Annotated in this window: 13 protein-coding genes; 4 read left to right on the forward strand and 9 right to left on the reverse strand. The window is 62.6% G+C overall.

Annotated features, from left to right (window positions below; all coding sequences use genetic code 11):
* Positions 1 to 64: 64 nt before the first annotated feature.
* The 3 genes from galE to mscL form a co-directional block, all read right to left on the reverse strand.
* Positions 65 to 1,099 carry a UDP-glucose 4-epimerase GalE gene (galE, locus tag HJC00_RS02145; RefSeq protein ID WP_210629287.1) on the reverse strand — a complete coding sequence of 345 codons (1,035 nt, stop codon included), beginning with the start codon at positions 1,097 to 1,099 and terminating at the stop codon, positions 65 to 67.
* A 202-nt stretch (positions 1,100 to 1,301) separates the two neighbouring features.
* Positions 1,302 to 2,468 (reverse strand): pyridoxal phosphate-dependent aminotransferase, encoded by a 1,167-nt coding sequence (locus HJC00_RS02150; RefSeq protein ID WP_221145944.1) that lies wholly within the window; start codon positions 2,466 to 2,468, stop codon positions 1,302 to 1,304.
* A 186-nt stretch (positions 2,469 to 2,654) separates the two neighbouring features.
* Positions 2,655 to 3,092: a large conductance mechanosensitive channel protein MscL gene (mscL, locus tag HJC00_RS02155; protein ID WP_037143248.1), complete on the reverse strand. Its 438-nt coding sequence runs from the start codon at positions 3,090 to 3,092 to the stop codon at positions 2,655 to 2,657.
* Between the two features lie 222 nt (positions 3,093 to 3,314).
* On the opposite strand from mscL, the gene HJC00_RS02160 reads away from it, so the two are divergent.
* The gene (locus HJC00_RS02160) at positions 3,315 to 6,818 is read left to right on the forward strand and encodes a PAS domain-containing hybrid sensor histidine kinase/response regulator (protein ID WP_221163578.1); all 3,504 of its coding nucleotides are present in this window, start codon (positions 3,315 to 3,317) and stop codon (positions 6,816 to 6,818) included.
* Positions 6,819 to 6,827: 9 nt separating this feature from the next.
* Here the strand turns inward: HJC00_RS02160 and HJC00_RS02165 are convergent, their stop codons facing one another.
* Positions 6,828 to 7,385, reverse strand: coding sequence for a TetR/AcrR family transcriptional regulator (locus HJC00_RS02165; protein ID WP_210629290.1), 558 nt, complete (start codon positions 7,383 to 7,385; stop codon positions 6,828 to 6,830).
* A gap of 135 nt (positions 7,386 to 7,520) precedes the next feature.
* On the opposite strand from HJC00_RS02165, the gene HJC00_RS02170 reads away from it, so the two are divergent.
* Positions 7,521 to 8,717, forward strand: a complete 1,197-nt coding sequence (locus tag HJC00_RS02170; RefSeq protein WP_210629291.1) for an MFS transporter — start codon at positions 7,521 to 7,523, stop codon at positions 8,715 to 8,717.
* 15 nt (positions 8,718 to 8,732) lie between these two features.
* Here HJC00_RS02170 and HJC00_RS02175 read toward each other — a convergent pair whose 3' ends face one another.
* Positions 8,733 to 9,176 carry a nuclear transport factor 2 family protein gene (locus HJC00_RS02175; protein ID WP_221122733.1) on the reverse strand — a complete coding sequence of 148 codons (444 nt, stop codon included), beginning with the start codon at positions 9,174 to 9,176 and terminating at the stop codon, positions 8,733 to 8,735.
* Positions 9,177 to 9,274: 98 nt separating this feature from the next.
* On the reverse strand, positions 9,275 to 9,679 hold the full coding sequence (locus HJC00_RS02180) for a GFA family protein (protein ID WP_221145933.1): 405 nt from the start codon (positions 9,677 to 9,679) through the stop codon (positions 9,275 to 9,277).
* Positions 9,680 to 9,737: 58 nt separating this feature from the next.
* On the opposite strand from HJC00_RS02180, the gene HJC00_RS02185 reads away from it, so the two are divergent.
* Positions 9,738 to 10,238, forward strand: coding sequence for a MarR family winged helix-turn-helix transcriptional regulator (locus tag HJC00_RS02185; RefSeq protein ID WP_210629293.1), 501 nt, complete (start codon positions 9,738 to 9,740; stop codon positions 10,236 to 10,238).
* 314 nt (positions 10,239 to 10,552) lie between these two features.
* Here the strand turns inward: HJC00_RS02185 and HJC00_RS02190 are convergent, their stop codons facing one another.
* The 3 genes from HJC00_RS02190 to HJC00_RS02200 all read right to left on the reverse strand — a co-directional run bounded on the left by HJC00_RS02190 (position 10,553) and on the right by HJC00_RS02200 (position 16,005).
* Positions 10,553 to 12,760 carry a 3-hydroxyacyl-CoA dehydrogenase NAD-binding domain-containing protein gene (locus HJC00_RS02190; RefSeq protein ID WP_221163579.1) on the reverse strand — a complete coding sequence of 736 codons (2,208 nt, stop codon included), beginning with the start codon at positions 12,758 to 12,760 and terminating at the stop codon, positions 10,553 to 10,555.
* Between the two features lie 68 nt (positions 12,761 to 12,828).
* Positions 12,829 to 14,037 carry an acetyl-CoA C-acetyltransferase gene (locus tag HJC00_RS02195; RefSeq protein ID WP_210629294.1) on the reverse strand — a complete coding sequence of 403 codons (1,209 nt, stop codon included), beginning with the start codon at positions 14,035 to 14,037 and terminating at the stop codon, positions 12,829 to 12,831.
* A 171-nt stretch (positions 14,038 to 14,208) separates the two neighbouring features.
* Positions 14,209 to 16,005 (reverse strand): acyl-CoA dehydrogenase C-terminal domain-containing protein, encoded by a 1,797-nt coding sequence (locus HJC00_RS02200; protein ID WP_221163580.1) that lies wholly within the window; start codon positions 16,003 to 16,005, stop codon positions 14,209 to 14,211.
* A 242-nt stretch (positions 16,006 to 16,247) separates the two neighbouring features.
* On the opposite strand from HJC00_RS02200, the gene HJC00_RS02205 reads away from it, so the two are divergent.
* A complete protein-coding gene (locus tag HJC00_RS02205; protein ID WP_210629296.1) occupies positions 16,248 to 16,931 on the forward strand; it encodes a DNA-3-methyladenine glycosylase I in 684 nt (227 codons plus the stop codon).
* Positions 16,932 to 17,064: the final 133 nt, after the last annotated feature.

The raw sequence follows: 17,064 nt of genomic DNA on the forward strand, positions 1-17,064 counted from the left end.
TTCACGTCACGTCATTCGAAGCCCGCGGGCGCTGGTGTAAACGGCAGCCGCCGCCGGACACCGCTCAGAAGGATGCGGCGGCAAGTGCCCGGTGGATGCTGTGCAGGTCGTCGACGTTTCTGTTCGACAGGAAGAGTTCCCAATCGAGCGAACTCTGGACGATGGTCTCAAGCGAATCGTAGCGGGGCTTCCAGTCGAGCACCTGCCGGGCGAGCGAAGGATCGGCGACGACGCTGGCCGAATCGCCGGCGCGCCGCGGCGCCATGTGAATCTTGAAGGAATGCCCGTGCAGGCGGGTGACCATATTCAAGACGTCGAGCACGGAATAGCCGCTGCCATAACCGCAATTGGCGACGAGCGGGCCCTTGTCCCTGCGCAGGTGCTGCAGCGCTTTCAGATGCGCATCGGCGAGGTCGGTGACATGGATGTAGTCGCGCACGCCGGTGCCGTCATGGGTGGGATAGTCGATGCCGTAAACATGGACGCTGTCACGCTTGCCGAGCGCTGCCTCGCAGGCAACCTTGATGAGGTGCGTGGCGCCCGAAGTCGACTGGCCGGTGCGGTGGTGCGGGTCGGCGCCGGCGACGTTGAAGTAGCGAAGCGCGACATAGTTGAAATCATAGGCGGCGGCGGCGTCACGCAGCATAAGCTCGGTCATCAGCTTCGACTGACCGTAAGGATTTTCCGGATTGAGGTGAGCCGTCTCCTTCACCGGCAGGTCCGTCTGCTGCTGGCCGTAAACGGCGGCCGTCGAGGAGAAGACGAAATTGCGGATGCCGGCCCTGATCGAGGCGGAAAGAAGCGTCCGGGTCTTGCCGGAATTGTTGTCGTAATAGGCGAGGGGATCGGCAACCGACACCGGCACGACGGCGGAGCCGGCGAAATGGATGATCGCCTCGATGTCGTTTTCGATGAAGATCTTCTTCAGAATATCGGCATCGGCGATGTCGCCGAGATAAAAACGCGCCGCCGGCGCCACCGCCCAGCGGAAGCCGGTGGAGAGACGGTCCAGCACGACCACATCCTCGCCGGCATCGATGAGCGCCCAAACCATGTGACTGCCGATGTATCCGGCGCCGCCCGTCACCAAAACCGCCATTCCCACACCCCGCCTCAATTTATAAGCAGGGGCATCAGGCGCCGGTTTTCTTTCCAATTTTCTTATCACGGCGCCGTTGTAAGGCGTTTGAACGGGTATGTTTGGAGTCGTGGTTAGAGGCTAATTTCGCTCTTCGCTACAGTTTTATCGATCAGGCGATTCCGGCACGAAATCGTCCCGCACGGGCGTGCCCCGCGCCCTCTCAGCGCTTGAGGATATAGTCGCAGAGACGCTCGGCCGCGATCGCCACCTGGGCGGGATCGCGCAGGAAACAGGCGCGCAGGAAGAGCTCGCCGCCGGCGCCGAAGGCAGCCCCGGGAGCAAGGCCGACGCCCGTCTTGTCGACGATGTCGATGGCGGCGCTGCGGCTGTCGGCAACGCCGTCGATCTTCAGGAACGCATAGATCGCGCCGTCCGGCTTCAGCGTCTCGACGCGATTGGTGGCAATCAGCGCATCGCAGAGGATATCGCGCGACCGCGCCGCCTTGGCGATGTTGGCCGCAACGAAATCATCGCCTTGATCAAGGGCTGCGACGGCGCCCTTCTGCATGAACTGCGCCACGCCGGATGTCGAATATTGGACGAGGTTTTCAAGCACCTGGCCCATCTCTGGGGGGGCTACGATCCAGCCGACGCGCCAGCCGGTCATCGACCAGTTTTTCGAGAAGGAATTGACGAAGACGATCTTGTCGTCCGGCTCCATCACGTCGAGGAACGAGGCCGCGCGGCCGCCGGCGAAGTAATAGCGCGCGTATATTTCATCCGCCATGATCCAGAGATCATGTTTGCGGGCGAGCGCCAGGATATTGCCGAGATCTTTCTTCGTCGCGGTCCAACCCGTCGGGTTCGAAGGGGTGTTGATGAAGATGCCTCTGGTTTTGGATGTGATGGCGGCTTCGACGCGCTCGAGATCGACCGTCCATTTGCCGCCTTCGAACTGCAGCGTGACGCCGACGGAGCGCGCACCTGCTATTTCGAGGGCTGCGGCAATATTCGGCCAGGCGGGGGTGAGATAAACGAATTCGTCGCCAGGCGAAGTCAGCGCCTGCACGCAGAGCTGGATCGCCTGCATGCCGGAGCCGGTGGCGTAGAAATGCTCGACCGGCAGCCGGACGGAAAAATGCCTGACATAATAATCCGACAGCGCCCGGCGAAGCTCGGGAATGCCGCGCTGCCAGGTGTAGAAGGTCTCGCCGGCGGCCAGCGCTTCCATCGCCGCCCGGCTGATGAAATCGGGCGTCGGCAGATCGCCTTCACCGACCCAGAGCGGCAGCAGGCCTTCGCGGCCGCGGGCATAATTGACGACTTCGACGATCCCGCTTTCGGGCGCCGCCACGGCGCGCGGGCTGAGGCTGTTCATGATCGACATGCAGATCTCCGGTTTTCGCCTTCATAGAGGATTTGCGACCGCAAATCCCATGATATCCAGTGATGGCATATCGATTTTCGTGATGGATGGCCGGCGCGGCCGACGTGCTGAGGGCGGGCGGAGCCATTGTGGAGCCACCACGACTTGCCTCAACACGCCAGCCTGAGCCGCCGGCCCCAGCTCCGATCAGACCGCCGGGCGCTTGGCGAGGAGATCGCGGATCTCCGTCAGCAGCTGGACGTCCGCCGGCGGCGGGGGCAGTTCTTCCGGTGCCGCCTTCTCCTGGCGCTCGACCTGCATGCGCAGATAGTTCACGCCCTTGACCATCAGAAAGATGATCCAGGCAAGGATCAGGAAGTTGATGAGGACGGTGAGGAAGCTGCCATAGGCGAAGACCGCCCCTTGGGCGCGGGCGGCGGCCAGTGTCGGCGCGTTGACGGCCGACGAGAGCGGCAGGAAATAATTGGAAAAATCGAAGCCGCCGAAAATGGCGCCGACGATCGGCATGATAAGGTCGTCGACCAGGGATTTGACGATGCCGCCGAAGGCACCGCCGATGATGACGCCGACTGCAAGATCCATGACATTGCCGCGGGCGATAAAGGCCTTGAACTCATTGAGCATCGGATCCGTCTCCCTTCGATCCCATTTCAGAGATATGCAGTTGTTTTCACTAGCTACATCTTCACTGCAATTAATCAATTGCAAATCGCAATAATCCCGCAAAGGACTGCGTGCAGTCTTTGACTTAAGGCTTAGACGGGCAGGAATTTTCAAGGCTCCTGAAATGACTTAAGCTCACCTGCATTGCGGGAGGTGCCGGCACCTGTCACCGGCGGAGGGTCAATGCTTCCAGGCTGGGTCATATTCGCGTCTGCCTTCGGCTATCTGCTGCTGCTATTCGCCGTGGCAAGCTATGGCGACCGCAAGAACCGCGGCCCGGGCTCGCTGGAAGGCGGATGGCCGGTCGTCTATGCGCTGAGCCTGGCGATCTACTGCACCTCCTGGACCTATTTCGGCAGCGTCGGGCTTGCCGCGCAGCGCGGCTTGGAATTTGCCGGCATCTATATCGGCCCGATCCTGGTCTTCACGTTCGGCATGCCGCTGCTTCGCCGCATCATCGAGCTCGCCAAGGCGGAGAAGCTCACCTCGGTCGCCGATTTCGTCGCCGCGCGCTACGGCAAGAACCCGACGGTCGCCACCATCGTCGCGCTGATCTCGCTGATCGGCACCATTCCCTATATCGCGCTGCAGCTGAAGGCGATCTCCAGCACCGTCAGCGCCATGGTCAACCCGTCCGATTACGGTATCGGCAGCGGCAATCTCTATTTTCTCGATCTGCCGCTCGTCGCGACGCTGGTGCTTGCCTGCTTCGCCATCATGTTCGGGACGCGGCATACCGATGCGACGGAGCACCAGGACGGCCTGATCCTCGCCGTTTCGATGGAATCGGTGGTCAAGCTGGTTGCCTTCCTGACGGCCGGCATCTGCGTCATCTGGTTTCTTTTCGACGGTCCGACCGACCTCTGGCAGAAGACCGTCGAAAACAGCTTGGTGATGTCGGCGCTGAATTATCATACGCCGATCAGCCGCTGGATCACCCTGATCGCACTGTCGGCCTTCGCGATCATCATGCTGCCGCGGCAATTTCACGTGACGGTCGTGGAAAACCGGACGGCGAAACAGCTGAAACTCGCCGGCTTTCTGTTTCCCTTCTATCTGGTCGCGATCAATCTCTTCGTGCTGCCGGTGGCGATCGGCGGGCTGCTGACCTTCGGCGGCGCCGGCAATGCCGACTTCTACATGCTGTCGCTGCCGCTTGCCGGCGAGATGCCGGTGGTTTCGCTGATCACCTTCATCGGCGGCTTCTCCGCCGCAACGGCGATGGTCATCGTCGATTCCGTGGCGCTGTCGATCATGGTGTCGAACGACATCATCATGCCGATCTTCCTGAGGCGCAAACTCGCCGGCCGCACCGGCCAGCGCGACGATTTCGCCAAGACGCTGCTGAACATCCGCCGCAGCGCGATCTTCGCTGTGCTGCTGTTCGGTTACGCCTACTACCGCTCGACCGACAGCACGGCGGGGCTGGCCTCGATCGGCCTTCTCTCGTTCGCCGCGATCGCGCAGATCGCCCCTGCCCTGTTCGTCGGACTAATCTGGCGGCGGGCAAATGCGCGCGGCGCCATCCTCGGGCTGACGTCCGGCTTCGTCATCTGGGTCTACCTGCTGTTCCTGCCGTCGCTCGGCGGCCCCGATTATTCGCATGTGGCAAGCGTAGTGCTCGGCTTCATCTTCCCCGGCGCCACGCTGTTTACCGCGCCCGACGCCGACCCGCTGGTCAATGCGACCGTGATGAGCCTGCTCGTCAACACCGCTTTCGTCATCGTCGGATCGCTCACCCGCAATGCCAGGCCGCTGGAACGCATCCAGGCCGGCATTTTCGTCAAACGGCATTCACGCTCGCAATTTGCCACGCGGGGCTGGAAAACCCGCATCAGCGTCGGCGACCTCAAGGCGGCGATCTCGCGCTATCTTGGCGAGGAGCGCATGCAGCGCTCGTTGACGACCTATGAGCAAAGCTCCGGCCGCAAGCTGGAGGACGAGCAGCCGGCCGACATGGCGCTGATCCATTTCAGCGAACAGCTGCTCGGCAGCGCCATCGGCTCGTCCTCGGCAAGGCTGGTGCTGTCGTTGATCCTGCAGAAGATCGAGGATGCTTCGTCCGACACCGCCTGGCTGCTCGATCAGGCAAGCGAAGCGCTGCAATATAACCAGGACATGCTGCAGACGGCGCTATCGCAGATGGATCAGGGCATTGCCGTTTTCGACAGTTCCAACCGGCTGACAATCTGGAACCGCCGCTTCCGGCAATTGCTCGACCTGCCGGAGAATGCCGGCCAGGTCGGCTTTCCCCTCTCCGAGATCGTCAATATCCTCAGCCAGCGCGGCGACATCGCGCCGGGCGATCTGCAGCAGACGGTGCGGCATTTCCTCACGCTCGACAAACCCTTCGCGCTGGTGCTCGGCGGCGGTGAGCGGATCATCGAGGTGCGCTCCAACGCCATGCCGGACAAAGGCATTGTCGCCACCTTCACCGATATCACCCAACGCGTCAGCGCCGACCAGGCGCTGAAACAGGCGAATGAGACGCTGGAGCAACGCGTTGCCGAACGCACGGCGGAACTCACCCGCGTCAACCACGAACTGGCCGAAGCGCGGGCGGCTGCCGACGAGGCGAATATCGGCAAGACCCGCTTTTTCGCCGCCGCCGGCCACGACATCCTGCAGCCGCTCAACGCCGCCAGGCTCTATTCCTCGGCGCTGGTCGAGCGTATGGCGCAATCCGACAACAGCCCGATTGTGCGCAACATCGATTCAGCACTGGAATCGGTCGAAACCATTCTGGGCGCGGTGCTCGACATCTCCAGGCTCGATACCGGCGCCATGCGGCCGCGGCTTGCCTCGGTTGCGCTTTCCGATCTCCTGGAGCGGATCGAGACCGATTTTGCGCCGATCGCCCGGGAGAAACAGCTGAAGCTGGTGGTCATGCCGACATCGCTGCGCGTCCGCTCAGACCCGAATCTTCTGCGCCGCCTAGTGCAGAACCTCGTTTCCAACGCCATAAAATACACGATCACCGGGAAGGTGCTGGTCGGGGCGCGGCGGCGCGGCAACCAGGTGATCATTCAGGTGATCGATTCCGGCATCGGCATTCCGCCATCGAAATTCCGTACCGTGTTCAAGGAATTCGCGCGGCTGGACGAAGGCGCCAAGACTGCTTCCGGCCTCGGACTCGGCCTTTCGATCGTCGACCGTATCGCCCGCGTGCTCAACCATCCGGTCGAGCTGCTCTCGACGCATGGCAGAGGCACTGAATTCCGCATCTCCATGCCGCTCGACGTCTCACGTCCGGCCGAGGCTGCGGCAGCCGTCAGCCCCGCCGACCGCCCGGGGCAGCCGCTCAAGGGACTGAAAATCCTCTGCATCGACAACGAGCCGAAGATCCTGGAAGGCATGCGGTTGCTGCTCAGCGGCTGGGGTTGCGAGGTGACGGCGGTGGATTGCCTTGCCGAGGTGATCGCCATGGACGGCCGGGATGGGCCGCCGGATCTTGCCATCGCCGATTATCATCTCGACGACGGCACCGGGCTTGCCGCAATCCTGCATCTGCGCCGGCAGTTCGGCATCGACCTCCGCGCCTTGCTTGTTACCGCCGACCGCACGCCTGAAGTGCGCAGCGAGGCCGAGCGCTACGGCATCGCCGTTCAACACAAGCCGGTGCGGCCGGCGGCGCTGCGCGCCTATATCACCCAGATAGCCGGCCTCAAACGCGCGGCTGCGGAATAGCCGGCAAGCTCAGCCGGCCGGGCTGATGACGCGAGCGACGAGATCGCGTACACGCGCAGTATCCGGCACCTCGCCAAACAGGATGCGGTACATGATCGGCGCCACAACCTGATCCATCACGAGATCGACGTCCGGGAAGGTTTCGCCCCGCGCCTTTGCCCTGTCGGCGATAACGACGATCTGCTGACGCGTATATTCGCAGCACTTGCAGGCATTGGCGCCGGCCTGCGCGGCCAACACGTCGCGGATCATCTCGCGGCCCGGCCCGGAGGACATTTCCTCGGCATATTGCTCGGCCCAGGCCTGAAGATCGGCGCTGCCGCTGCCGGCGTCGACCGGCTGCATATCCGGCCGCAGCCGCTCGACGGCGACGTCGGCGAGAAGCTCCTGCAGATCGCCCCAGCGGCGATAGATGGTCGACGGCGTCACGCCCGCCCTGGCGGCGATCAACGGGATCGTCACCTCCGTGCGATTGATCTCGACCAACAGATCGCGCGCCGCCTTGTGCACCGACGCCTGGACCCGAGCGCTTCGTCCGCCCGGACGGAGATTCTCTTTCACTGCCATGCCTGCAATCCGACCTCGTCCTGACATTGATGGTTCAAAATCTTTGACAGGAGCATAAACGCAAATAATTTGCCTTTGCGCCTTATTCACCCTACATGGAGCTAACGCAACGGGTTAGCTTTAAGGGACTTATATATGTTCGCTGCCGCCAAATCCACAGAGAATGCGCCGCGTCCCTCGATCGGTTTTCACGCGCTGACACTCGCCACCTTCTTCGGCGCCTCATCGGTGCCGACGCCGCTCTACCGGATCTATCAGGAGAACTTTTCCATCTCGCCGGTGTTGATCACGGTGATCTTCGCAGTCTACGCCTTTGCGCTCCTGGCGGCGCTGCTGACCGCCGGCTCGATTTCCGATCATCTCGGCCGCCGGCCGGTGATCTTTTCTGCCCTGCTGCTCGAACTCGTCGCCATGGTTCTCTTCGTCGCCGCCAGCAGTCCCGGCTGGCTGATCGCGGCGCGGATCGTCCAGGGCATTGCCACCGGCATCGCCGGCGCCTCGCTCGGAGCAGCCCTCGTCGATGTCGACCGGGCGAAGGGCCAGATCGTCAATTCGATTGCGCCGCTTTGCGGCATGGCGGTGGGTGCGGTCGGCACGAGCGCCCTGATCCAGTATGGCCCCTTCCCAATGCATCTCGTCTATGCGCTGCTCTTCGTCGCCTTTGCGCTGCAGGCCGCCGCGATCTGGCTGATCCCCGAGACCGGCGGCGCGCGGCCGGGTGCGCTCGGTTCTCTGATACCGCGGGTTTCCATTCCGCCGCAGGCGAAGCGGCCGCTCTCGCTGGTGACGCCGATCAATATCGCCAACTGGACGCTCGGCGGCTTCTACCTTTCGCTGGTCCCATCCTTGGTCGCCAGCACGACCGGCAGCACCGCGCCGCTGACGGGCGGGGCGGTCGTCGCCGCACTGACGGCGAGCGGAGCGATCGCCGTCTATCTCAGGCGCGGCAAGACGGCCCAGGCCAATCTCGGCTTCGGCGTATCGGCGAAGACCCTCGGTATCCTGACGGTCGTTGCCGGCGTGCATCTCGCAAACGTGCCGCTGCTGCTGATCGGCACGATTTTGACCGGCGCCGGTTTCGGCACCAATTTCCTCGGCTCGCTCGGCACCATCATGCCGCTCGCCAAAGCGGACGAGCGGGCCGGACTGCTGTCGGCCTTCTACGTGCAGAGCTACCTCGCCTTCAGCCTGCCGGCGATTCTGGCAGGCTTCCTGGCGAAATCCGCCGGCTATCAGGTGACGACGGACATTTATGCGACGGCGATCCTGCTGTTGCTGGGCGTCGGGATCGTGGCCCTTCGCGCCGGAAAGACGGCGGAGAATGCCGCCTGATTCCGGAGGGAGTGTTCACGGCTGGAGATCCAGCAGTGCCCGGCCGCTGCCATCCATGGCGAAAGGCACCGAGGCGTGCTGGTGGGCGACCAGCCAGCGGCCATCCTGCTTGACGAGGCCGAGGGTCTGACGGAACCAGAGATCGACTTCGGTGCCATCGGTCTTCTTCCCGGTCATCCGCGTGAGGCCACTCCAGAAAGCGACACCCTCGCCGACCGTCAGTTTGGCGTCGCGCACCTCGCCGCCGATCGGACCTTCCCAGGTGTCGAACCAGGCCTGCAGGCCTGCCTTGTCCTTGCCGTTCATGACCAGCGGCGGCGCAAGGGAAAATTCCACGGAATCTTCGGCCTCGTAGGAAAGCGCCTCCTCGGCGTTCTTTTCCCCCAGCGCCTTGGCCCGCATCATCAGCATGGCGATGACCGCCTCTTCCTCGTGCCTGACATTTGCTTCGTCTTTCACGGCCGTTCTCCTTCTCCGTTATGGAGGACGCGCGGCAGGAGGACGATCCGACAATGATGCATTTCAATCTTGGCATTCCGCGTTTTGCTGGAATTGCTTCAGAGATAACTCGTCACTTCAGGCTCGTTCCACCAGGCATCGTGCCTGCCATCGGCGTAACGAACCGGCAGCGCCGCCAGTTCCTCGGGCGTAATATTATCCAGGCAGGCAATATTGATCGAGACATAGGCGCCGCCGATCGCCTCGACATAACCGTCGCCATAGGCCGGCACGCCACAGGTGCGGCAGAAGCGGTGATGGCCGCTCATCGTGTTGAACTGGTAGTCTGATGTCTCCGCCTCATCGCACATCAGCCGGAAATCCTCCGGCTTGACGTTGGCGCCCCAATAACGCCGCTTGGCGCAGATCGAGCAATTGCAGCGGCCGGTCCCGGCCTCGAGGTCCATATCCACTTCGTAACGCACTTTGCCGCAATGGCAGCTTCCCCGGTAGGTCTTCTTCATGGCGCGCTCCTCCTTCGACGTTGCATCAGACACTTGGATATGACAATATGTTGTCACCATGAACGAGATACGAAATAGACAACATATTGTCAAACATAATCGACCGGAGCGAACGATGGAAGGGGATGCCTTCTCCGCTTTCGCGATCACAGCGCTGCGTCTGGCCGGTCACCTGACGGCCGCCGGCGACCGGTTGTCAAAACCGGCGGGACAGACTAGCGCGCGCTGGCAGGTGCTGGCAGCGGCAAGGCGCGGCGAGCTTTCGGTGGCGCAGATCGCCCGCACGCTCGGCCTCGCCCGCCAGGGCGTGCAGCGGCTTGCCGATGTGCTGGAGGGTGAAGGGCTGATCGCCTATGCCGATAACCCGCAGCATCAGCGCGCCAAGCTGGTGCTGCTGACGGCGGATGGAGCGGAGCGGCTTGGTGCGATCGAGGTGGCGCAGGCGGAATGGGCGAACGGGGTGAGCGCGGCGTTTACGGCAGCGGAGCTTGAATCAGCGCGGGCGGTGATGGCGCGGGTGATGGAGATATTGGAGGCCAAGGAGGAGGCTCGCGGCTGAATTGCTGGCGATGCTTCCGGGTTGTGCTCGCGGTGGAGAGTTGTCTCTTAACCGTGTGCCGTGTGGTACCCCCTCTGGCCTGCTGGGCATCTCCCCACAAGGAGGGAGATCGGCGGAGGCTTGGCTATCGCTCCCTCTCGAACGGCAGCAACACTCACCATCCCCTTAGTTGTTTGGGGAAGCCCTCGCGCCCAGCCGATCTCCACCCTTGTGGGGGAGACGGCCGGCAGGCCAGAGGGGGTGCCACACTGCTCGACGACAAAGACAGCCCTTTTTAAAACAGGCCGCCTTCGGATCAAGATCGCAGAAGCGGCTTACTTCGCTGCAGCATAGGGATCGAACCGCCCATAAAATGTCTCGCCCTTGGCGGCCATATCCTTCAGCAGCGGCGTCGGTCTGAAATGCTCTCCGTAAGCTACCGCCAACTTTTCAGCCAGTTCCACGAAAGCCTCCACACCCATGCCGTCGATATAGCTGAGCGCCCCGCCGGTATAGGGCGCGAAGCCGAAGCCGAGGATCGAGCCAACATCGGCTTCGCGCGGATCGGTGACGATGCCTTCTTCCACCGTGCGGGCGGCTTCGAGCGCGATGGTGACGAGGAAGCGCTGCTTGAGAACGGCGACGTCGACCTCGTCGGCGTTCTTCTGGCGGTAAAAGCTCTTCAGCTCCGGCCAGAGCGATTTCTTCGCCGGCTTCGGCGGATAGTCGTAGAAGCCCTTGGAATTCTTGCGGCCGAAGCGGCCCTCCTTTTCGACCATGCGGGAGATCAACTCCATATGCCTGGGGTCAATCGCCTTTTCGCCGAGATCGGCAACGGTGGCCTTGAGGATCTTCAGCGACAGGTCGATCGCCACCTCGTCGTTGAGCGCCAGCGGACCGACCGGCATGCCGGCCATCTTGGCGGCATTCTCGATCATGACCGGCGGCACGCCCCCGATCAGCATATCGTAGCTTTCCGACATGTAGCGCAGCACGCAGCGATTGACGAAGAAGCCGCGGGTATCGTTGACGACAATCGGCGTCTTCTTGATCGCCGCGACATAATCGAGCGCGACGGCCAGAGCCCTGTCGTCGGTCTCCTTGCCGAGGATGACCTCGGTCAGCATCATCTTCTCGACCGGCGAGAAGAAGTGGATGCCGATGAAATTGGACGGGCGCTTGGAATTCTTCGCCAGTCCCGTGATCGGCAGCGTCGAGGTATTGGAGGCGAAGATCGCGCCTTCCGGCAGCACGGCTTCAACCGCCTCGATGACCGATTTCTTCACCTCGCGATCCTCGAACACCGCCTCGATGACGAGATCGGCAGTAGCGAGCCCGGCATAGTCGGCCGAAGGGGTGATGCGGGAGAGAAGGGCTGCAGCCTCGACCTGCGTAAATCGTCCCTTACCGACAGAATCCTTGACGAGGCCCTCGCACACGGCCTTGCCCCTGGCGGCAGCTTCCATGTCGCGGTCGATCAGCGTCACCGGGAGACCGGCAGCGGCGGTGACATAGGCGATCGAAGCGCCCATGAAGCCGGCGCCGACGACGCCGACATGCTTGAGTTCGGACTTGGGGATGCCGGCCGGGCGGCGGGCGCCTTTGCCGAGTTCCTGCATCGAGATGAACAGCGAGCGGATCATCGAGAAGGCTTCACGGGTCTGCAGCACCTCGGTGAAATAACGCTGCTCGATCTTCAGGCCGGTATCGAAGGGCACCTGCAGGCCTTCATAGACGCATTTCAGGATGGCGAGGGCCGCCGGATAATTGCCCGAGGTCTCGCGGCGCAGGATCGCCGGCGCGGCCGGCCAGAGCTGGGCTGATGCCGGCGTCCAGATGCCGCCGCCCGGCAGCTTGAAGCCTTTCTCGTCCCAGGGCGCGACCGGCTTCAGGCCATCCTTGATCATTTGCTTGGCGGCGGGGATCAGCTGATCCGGGTCGACCACCTGATGCACGAGGTTCATCGCCTTGGCGCGCGAGCCGCTCAGCGACTGGCCCGTCGTCATCATCTGCAGCGCGTCCTGGGCGTTGGCGAGCCGCGGCACGCGCTGGGTGCCGCCGGCGCCGGGGAAGATGCCGACCTTGACCTCGGGCAGCGCAATCTTGACGCTCTTGGCATTGGAGGCGATGCGGCCGTGGCAGGCGAGCGACAGTTCAAAGGCGCCGCCCATGCAGGTGCCGTTGATCGCCGACACCCATGGCTTGCCCGAGGTTTCGAGCTTGCGAAACAGGCCGGACATACGGCCGACGAGACCGAAGAGCGTCTGCACCGCCTTTTCCGGGCTCTTTGCCTTCTCGTCCTGATAGGAGCTGAACATCGACTTGATCATCGACAGATCGGCGCCGCCGGAGAAGGAGGATTTGCCTGATGTGAAGACGACACCCTTGACGGCAGCGTCAGCCGTGGTCGCATCGATGATGGCGTTGAGCTCTTCCATTACCTCGGCGGTGAAGACGTTCATCGATTTGCCGGGCATGTCCCAGGTGGCGAGAGCGATGCCGTCGGCGTCGGTTTCGAGCGTGAAATTGGTGTAGGTGCTCATTGGGAATTCCTCTCCCTGAATTCTCTTGCGGTAAAGCCCGTCCCCTCAAAGGGAGGGTTCCGATCCCATCAAACGCGTTCGATAACGGTTGCCGTGCCCATGCCGGCGCCGATGCAGAGCGTTACCAGCGCGGTGTTGAGGTCGCGGCGTTCCAGCTCGTCGAGCACGGTGCCGAGAATCATGGCGCCGGTGGCGCCGAGCGGATGGCCCATGGCGATGGCGCCGCCATTGACGTTGATCCTGTCGTGACTGATGTCGAAGGCCTGCATGTAGCGCAGCACGACGGCGGCAAAGGCCTCGTTCAGTTCGAAGAGGTCGATGTCGGACAGGCTCATGCCGGTCCGTTTCAAAAGCTTCTCGGTGACGTCGACCGGCCCGGTCAGCATCAAAGCCGGGTCGGAGCCGATATTGGCGAAAGCCTTGATGCGGGCGCGCGGCTTCAGCCCCATGCTTTCACCGCCGGTTTTCGAGCCGAGCAGCACGGCGGCGGCGCCGTCGACGATGCCGGAGGAATTGCCGGCATGGTGGACATAATTGATCCTTTCGATCTCGGGGTGGGCCTGGATGCCGACGGCCTCGAAGCCGCCCATCTCGCCGGGCATCTGGAAGGACGGGTTGAGGGAGGCGAGCGCCTGCATGTCGGTGCCGGGGCGCATATGCTCGTCCTTATCCAGGATCGTCAGGCCGTTCTGATCCTTGACGGGCACGACCGACCTGTCGAACCAGCCCTGCTCCCAGGCATGGGCGGCGCGCTTCTGGCTCTCGACGGCGTAGGCGTCGACATCGATCCGGCTGAAGCCATATTTGGTGGCGATGAGATCGGCCGAAACGCCCTGCGGCATGAAATAGGCCGGGAAGTTCACCGAAGGGTCCATGAACCAAGCGCCGCCGGACATGCCCAGGCCGACGCGCGACATGCTTTCGACACCGCCCGCGATGACGATGTCGTCGGCGCCCTGGGCGATCTTGCCGGCGGCGAAATTGACGGCATCGAGGCCGGAGGCGCAGAAGCGGGAGATCTGCATGCCGGGCGCGCGGGTGGAATAGCCGGCTTCGAAGGCGGCAGCCTTGGGGATGACGGCGCCGGCATCCATGACCGGATCGACGCAGCCCATGATGATGTCGTCGACGGTTGTCGTATCGAGCCCGTTGCGGTCGCGGATCGCTTCCAGCGTCTTGGCCGCGAGGCGGACGGAAGGCACCTCATGCAGGGCGCCGTCCTTCTTGCCGCGGCCGCGCGGCGTGCGGACGTGATCGTAAATGAAAACCTCGGTCATTGTCTCGTCTCCCTGGCGGCGCCGACGCGCCTTCAAAATCTGCGAAGACCAAATAGCCCTTCGTATAAACTCAGGGCGTTCGGCGCTCGAAACGATTCACCGGATCGTTTCGTCGGCTGCGCCGACCGCTTCTCACCCCAACCCTCCCCACAAGGGGGAGGGAGAACCGGCTCAAAACGCTTCCGCGGCCAACTCCATCATCGTATCGGCGCCGGCTTCGATGCGGGCCTTGCGCAGGGCGGTTTCCGGCATGATGCGTTCCATGAAGAAGCGGGCGGTCACCAGCTTGTTCTTCAGGAAATCCTCGCGGCTCGCATCGCCTGACACAAGGCCCTCCTCAGCGGCTTTCGCCATCTTCGCCCACATATAGCCGAGAACGACGAGGCCGAAGAGATGCATGTAATCGGTCGAGCCGGCGCCGGCATTGTCGGGCTTGGCCATGGCGTTCTGCATGAACCACATGGTCGCGCCCTGGACGTCGTTCAAGCCTTTCTTCAGGTGCTTGGTGAAGAACGAGAGCTTCTCGTCGCTGCGGTTCTCCTCGCAGAAATCGCCGATCTCCTTGAACAGCGCCATGGCGGCGCGGCCGCCGTTCAGAGCGAGCTTGCGGCCGACGAGATCGAGCGCCTGGATGCCGTTGGCGCCTTCGTAGATCATCGCGATGCGGGCATCGCGCACATATTGGCTCATGCCGTGTTCTTCGATATAGCCGTGGCCGCCGAACACCTGCTGGGCCATGACGGCGTGGTCGAAGCCCCTGTCGGTCATCATGCCCTTGAGGATCGGGGTGACGAGGCCGAGAATGTCGTCCGCCGTCTGTCGCTCCCTCTCGTCGGTGGCGCGGTGGGCGATATCGGATTTTAGCGCGGTCCAGAGCAGGAAGGCGCGGCCAGCCTCGTTGAAAGCGCGAATGGTCATCAACGTCCGGCGGATGTCGGGATGGACGATGATCGGGTCGGCCTTCTTATCAGGCGCCTTGACGCCGGACAGCGAGCGGCCCTGGATGCGGTCACGGGCGTAGTTCGCCGCATTCTGATAGGCGATCTCAGAAATGGCGATGCCCTGCAGGCCGACCATCAGCCGGGCCTCGTTCATCATCACGAACATGGCGTTGAGGCCGCGGTTTTCGGCGCCGATGAGGAAGCCGGTCGCCTCGTCGTAGTTCATGACGCAGGTGGCATTGCCGTGAATGCCCATCTTGTGCTCGATCGCGCCGCAGGTGACGGGGTTGCGGTCGCCGAGGGTGCCGTCCTTGCCGACCAGGTATTTCGGGACGATGAACAGCGAGATGCCCTTGGTGCCCTCCGGTGCGCCCTCGATGCGGGCCAGAACCAGGTGGACGATGTTGTCGGTCAGGTCGTGCTCGCCGGCGGAGATGAAGATCTTCTGGCCAGATATCTTGTAACTACCGTCCGCCTGCGCCACCGCACGGGTGCGCAGCATGCCGAGATCGGTGCCGCAATGCGGCTCGGTGAGGTTCATCGTGCCGGACCAGGAACCGTCGACCATCTTCGGCAGATATGTTTCCTTCTGTTCCTGCGTGCCATGGACGAGGATCGCGGCGATCGCCCCCTGGGTCAGGCCGGGATACATCATCAGCGACATGTTGGCGGCGGAGGTATATTCGCCGACGGCGGCATGCAGCGTATAGGGAAGCCCCTGCCCGCCGAATTCCTCCGGCACCGCAAGGCCGATCCAGCCGCCTTCACGATAGGCCTTATAGGCTTCCTTGAAGCCTTTCGGCGTCGAGACACTGGCGTCGTCCTGGCGTCTGCAGCCTTCCTGGTCGCCGGAATAATTGACCGGAAAAAGAACTTCCTCGGCCACCTTGGCCGCCTCGCCGAGGATCGCCTCGATCATATCGGGCGTCGCATCGGCAAAACCGGGAAGATTGTTGTAGCGTTCGAGGCCCAGCACGTCGTTCAGAACGAAAAGCGTATCGTTCACCGGGGCCTTGTAGACTGGCATCTCTCAAATTCCTCCCATTCAAATAACCGGATCGCGCCGGCCTTGGTCATCGTCTTACAAAATATTGACGTTTGCGTAAACGTCAAATCCTGGCCTCTCGATCGCCTTTTCATGAAAAAATTGGAGAGCGCGAATCCGCAAGCCGTTGATGCGGAGGCAGGAGACGTCATCTCATCTTCCTTGTCCATTGGGGAATGGCTTATAAGCGCAAGCGTCTTTCACTATGCATCAGGTGGGTCGGCATGATCAGTTTCGAGGCGATAAGGCAGCGCGCGGAAGAACGAAAAGGCGGAGCGGCAGGCCTCCAGGCCCTGCTGCAGAATTACCGGCCGGATCACGACCGGCTGCGCGCGATGCCGGACGACCGCATCCTGGCCGACATGACCCGCCGAATCTTCTACAGCGGCTTCGTGCAGAAGGTGATCGATGCGAAATGGCCAGGCTTTGAGGCGGCGTTTTGCGGCTTCGATCCTGCGGCGCTGAATATCGCGCCCGACGATTACTGGCATGAGCTGACATCGGACGCGCGGATCATCCGCAATGGCGCGAAGATCATGTCGGTTCGCGCCAATGCCGCCTTCGTCAGAGAGCTGGCGAGGGAACATGGCAGCGCCGGCGCCTTCTTCGCCGACTGGCCGCGGGAGGACCAGATCGGCCTTCTCGAGCTGTTGAGCAAACGCGGCAGCCGGCTCGGCGGCATGACCGGCCAGTATTTCCTGCGCGGCATCGGCCGCGACGGCTTCGTCGCCACGCTCGACGTGCTCGCCTGCCTGAGATCGGCCGGCGTGCCGCTCTCCTCCTCCGGCACTGCGAAGAAGGACCAGCAACTTATCCAGCAGGCCTTCAACGACTGGGCCGAGGAGACCGGGCTTTCCTTCATCCATCTCTCGCGCATCAGCGCCTATTCGATCGACGCGGCGCGCTGAAATTCCGATCGGATGATGTCCATTCGATCCGGCGAATTTCACGGCAATTGCCGTCTAAAATGGCCTTTCGGATGCAAACGTTAAAAAATTCTCATCGATCTTAACGGCTTGTTTACCACGTTTCGTGAAAGGT

It is taken from the genome of Rhizobium sp. NLR22b (genome assembly GCF_019685295.1).
GTDB lineage: Bacteria > Pseudomonadota > Alphaproteobacteria > Rhizobiales > Rhizobiaceae > Rhizobium.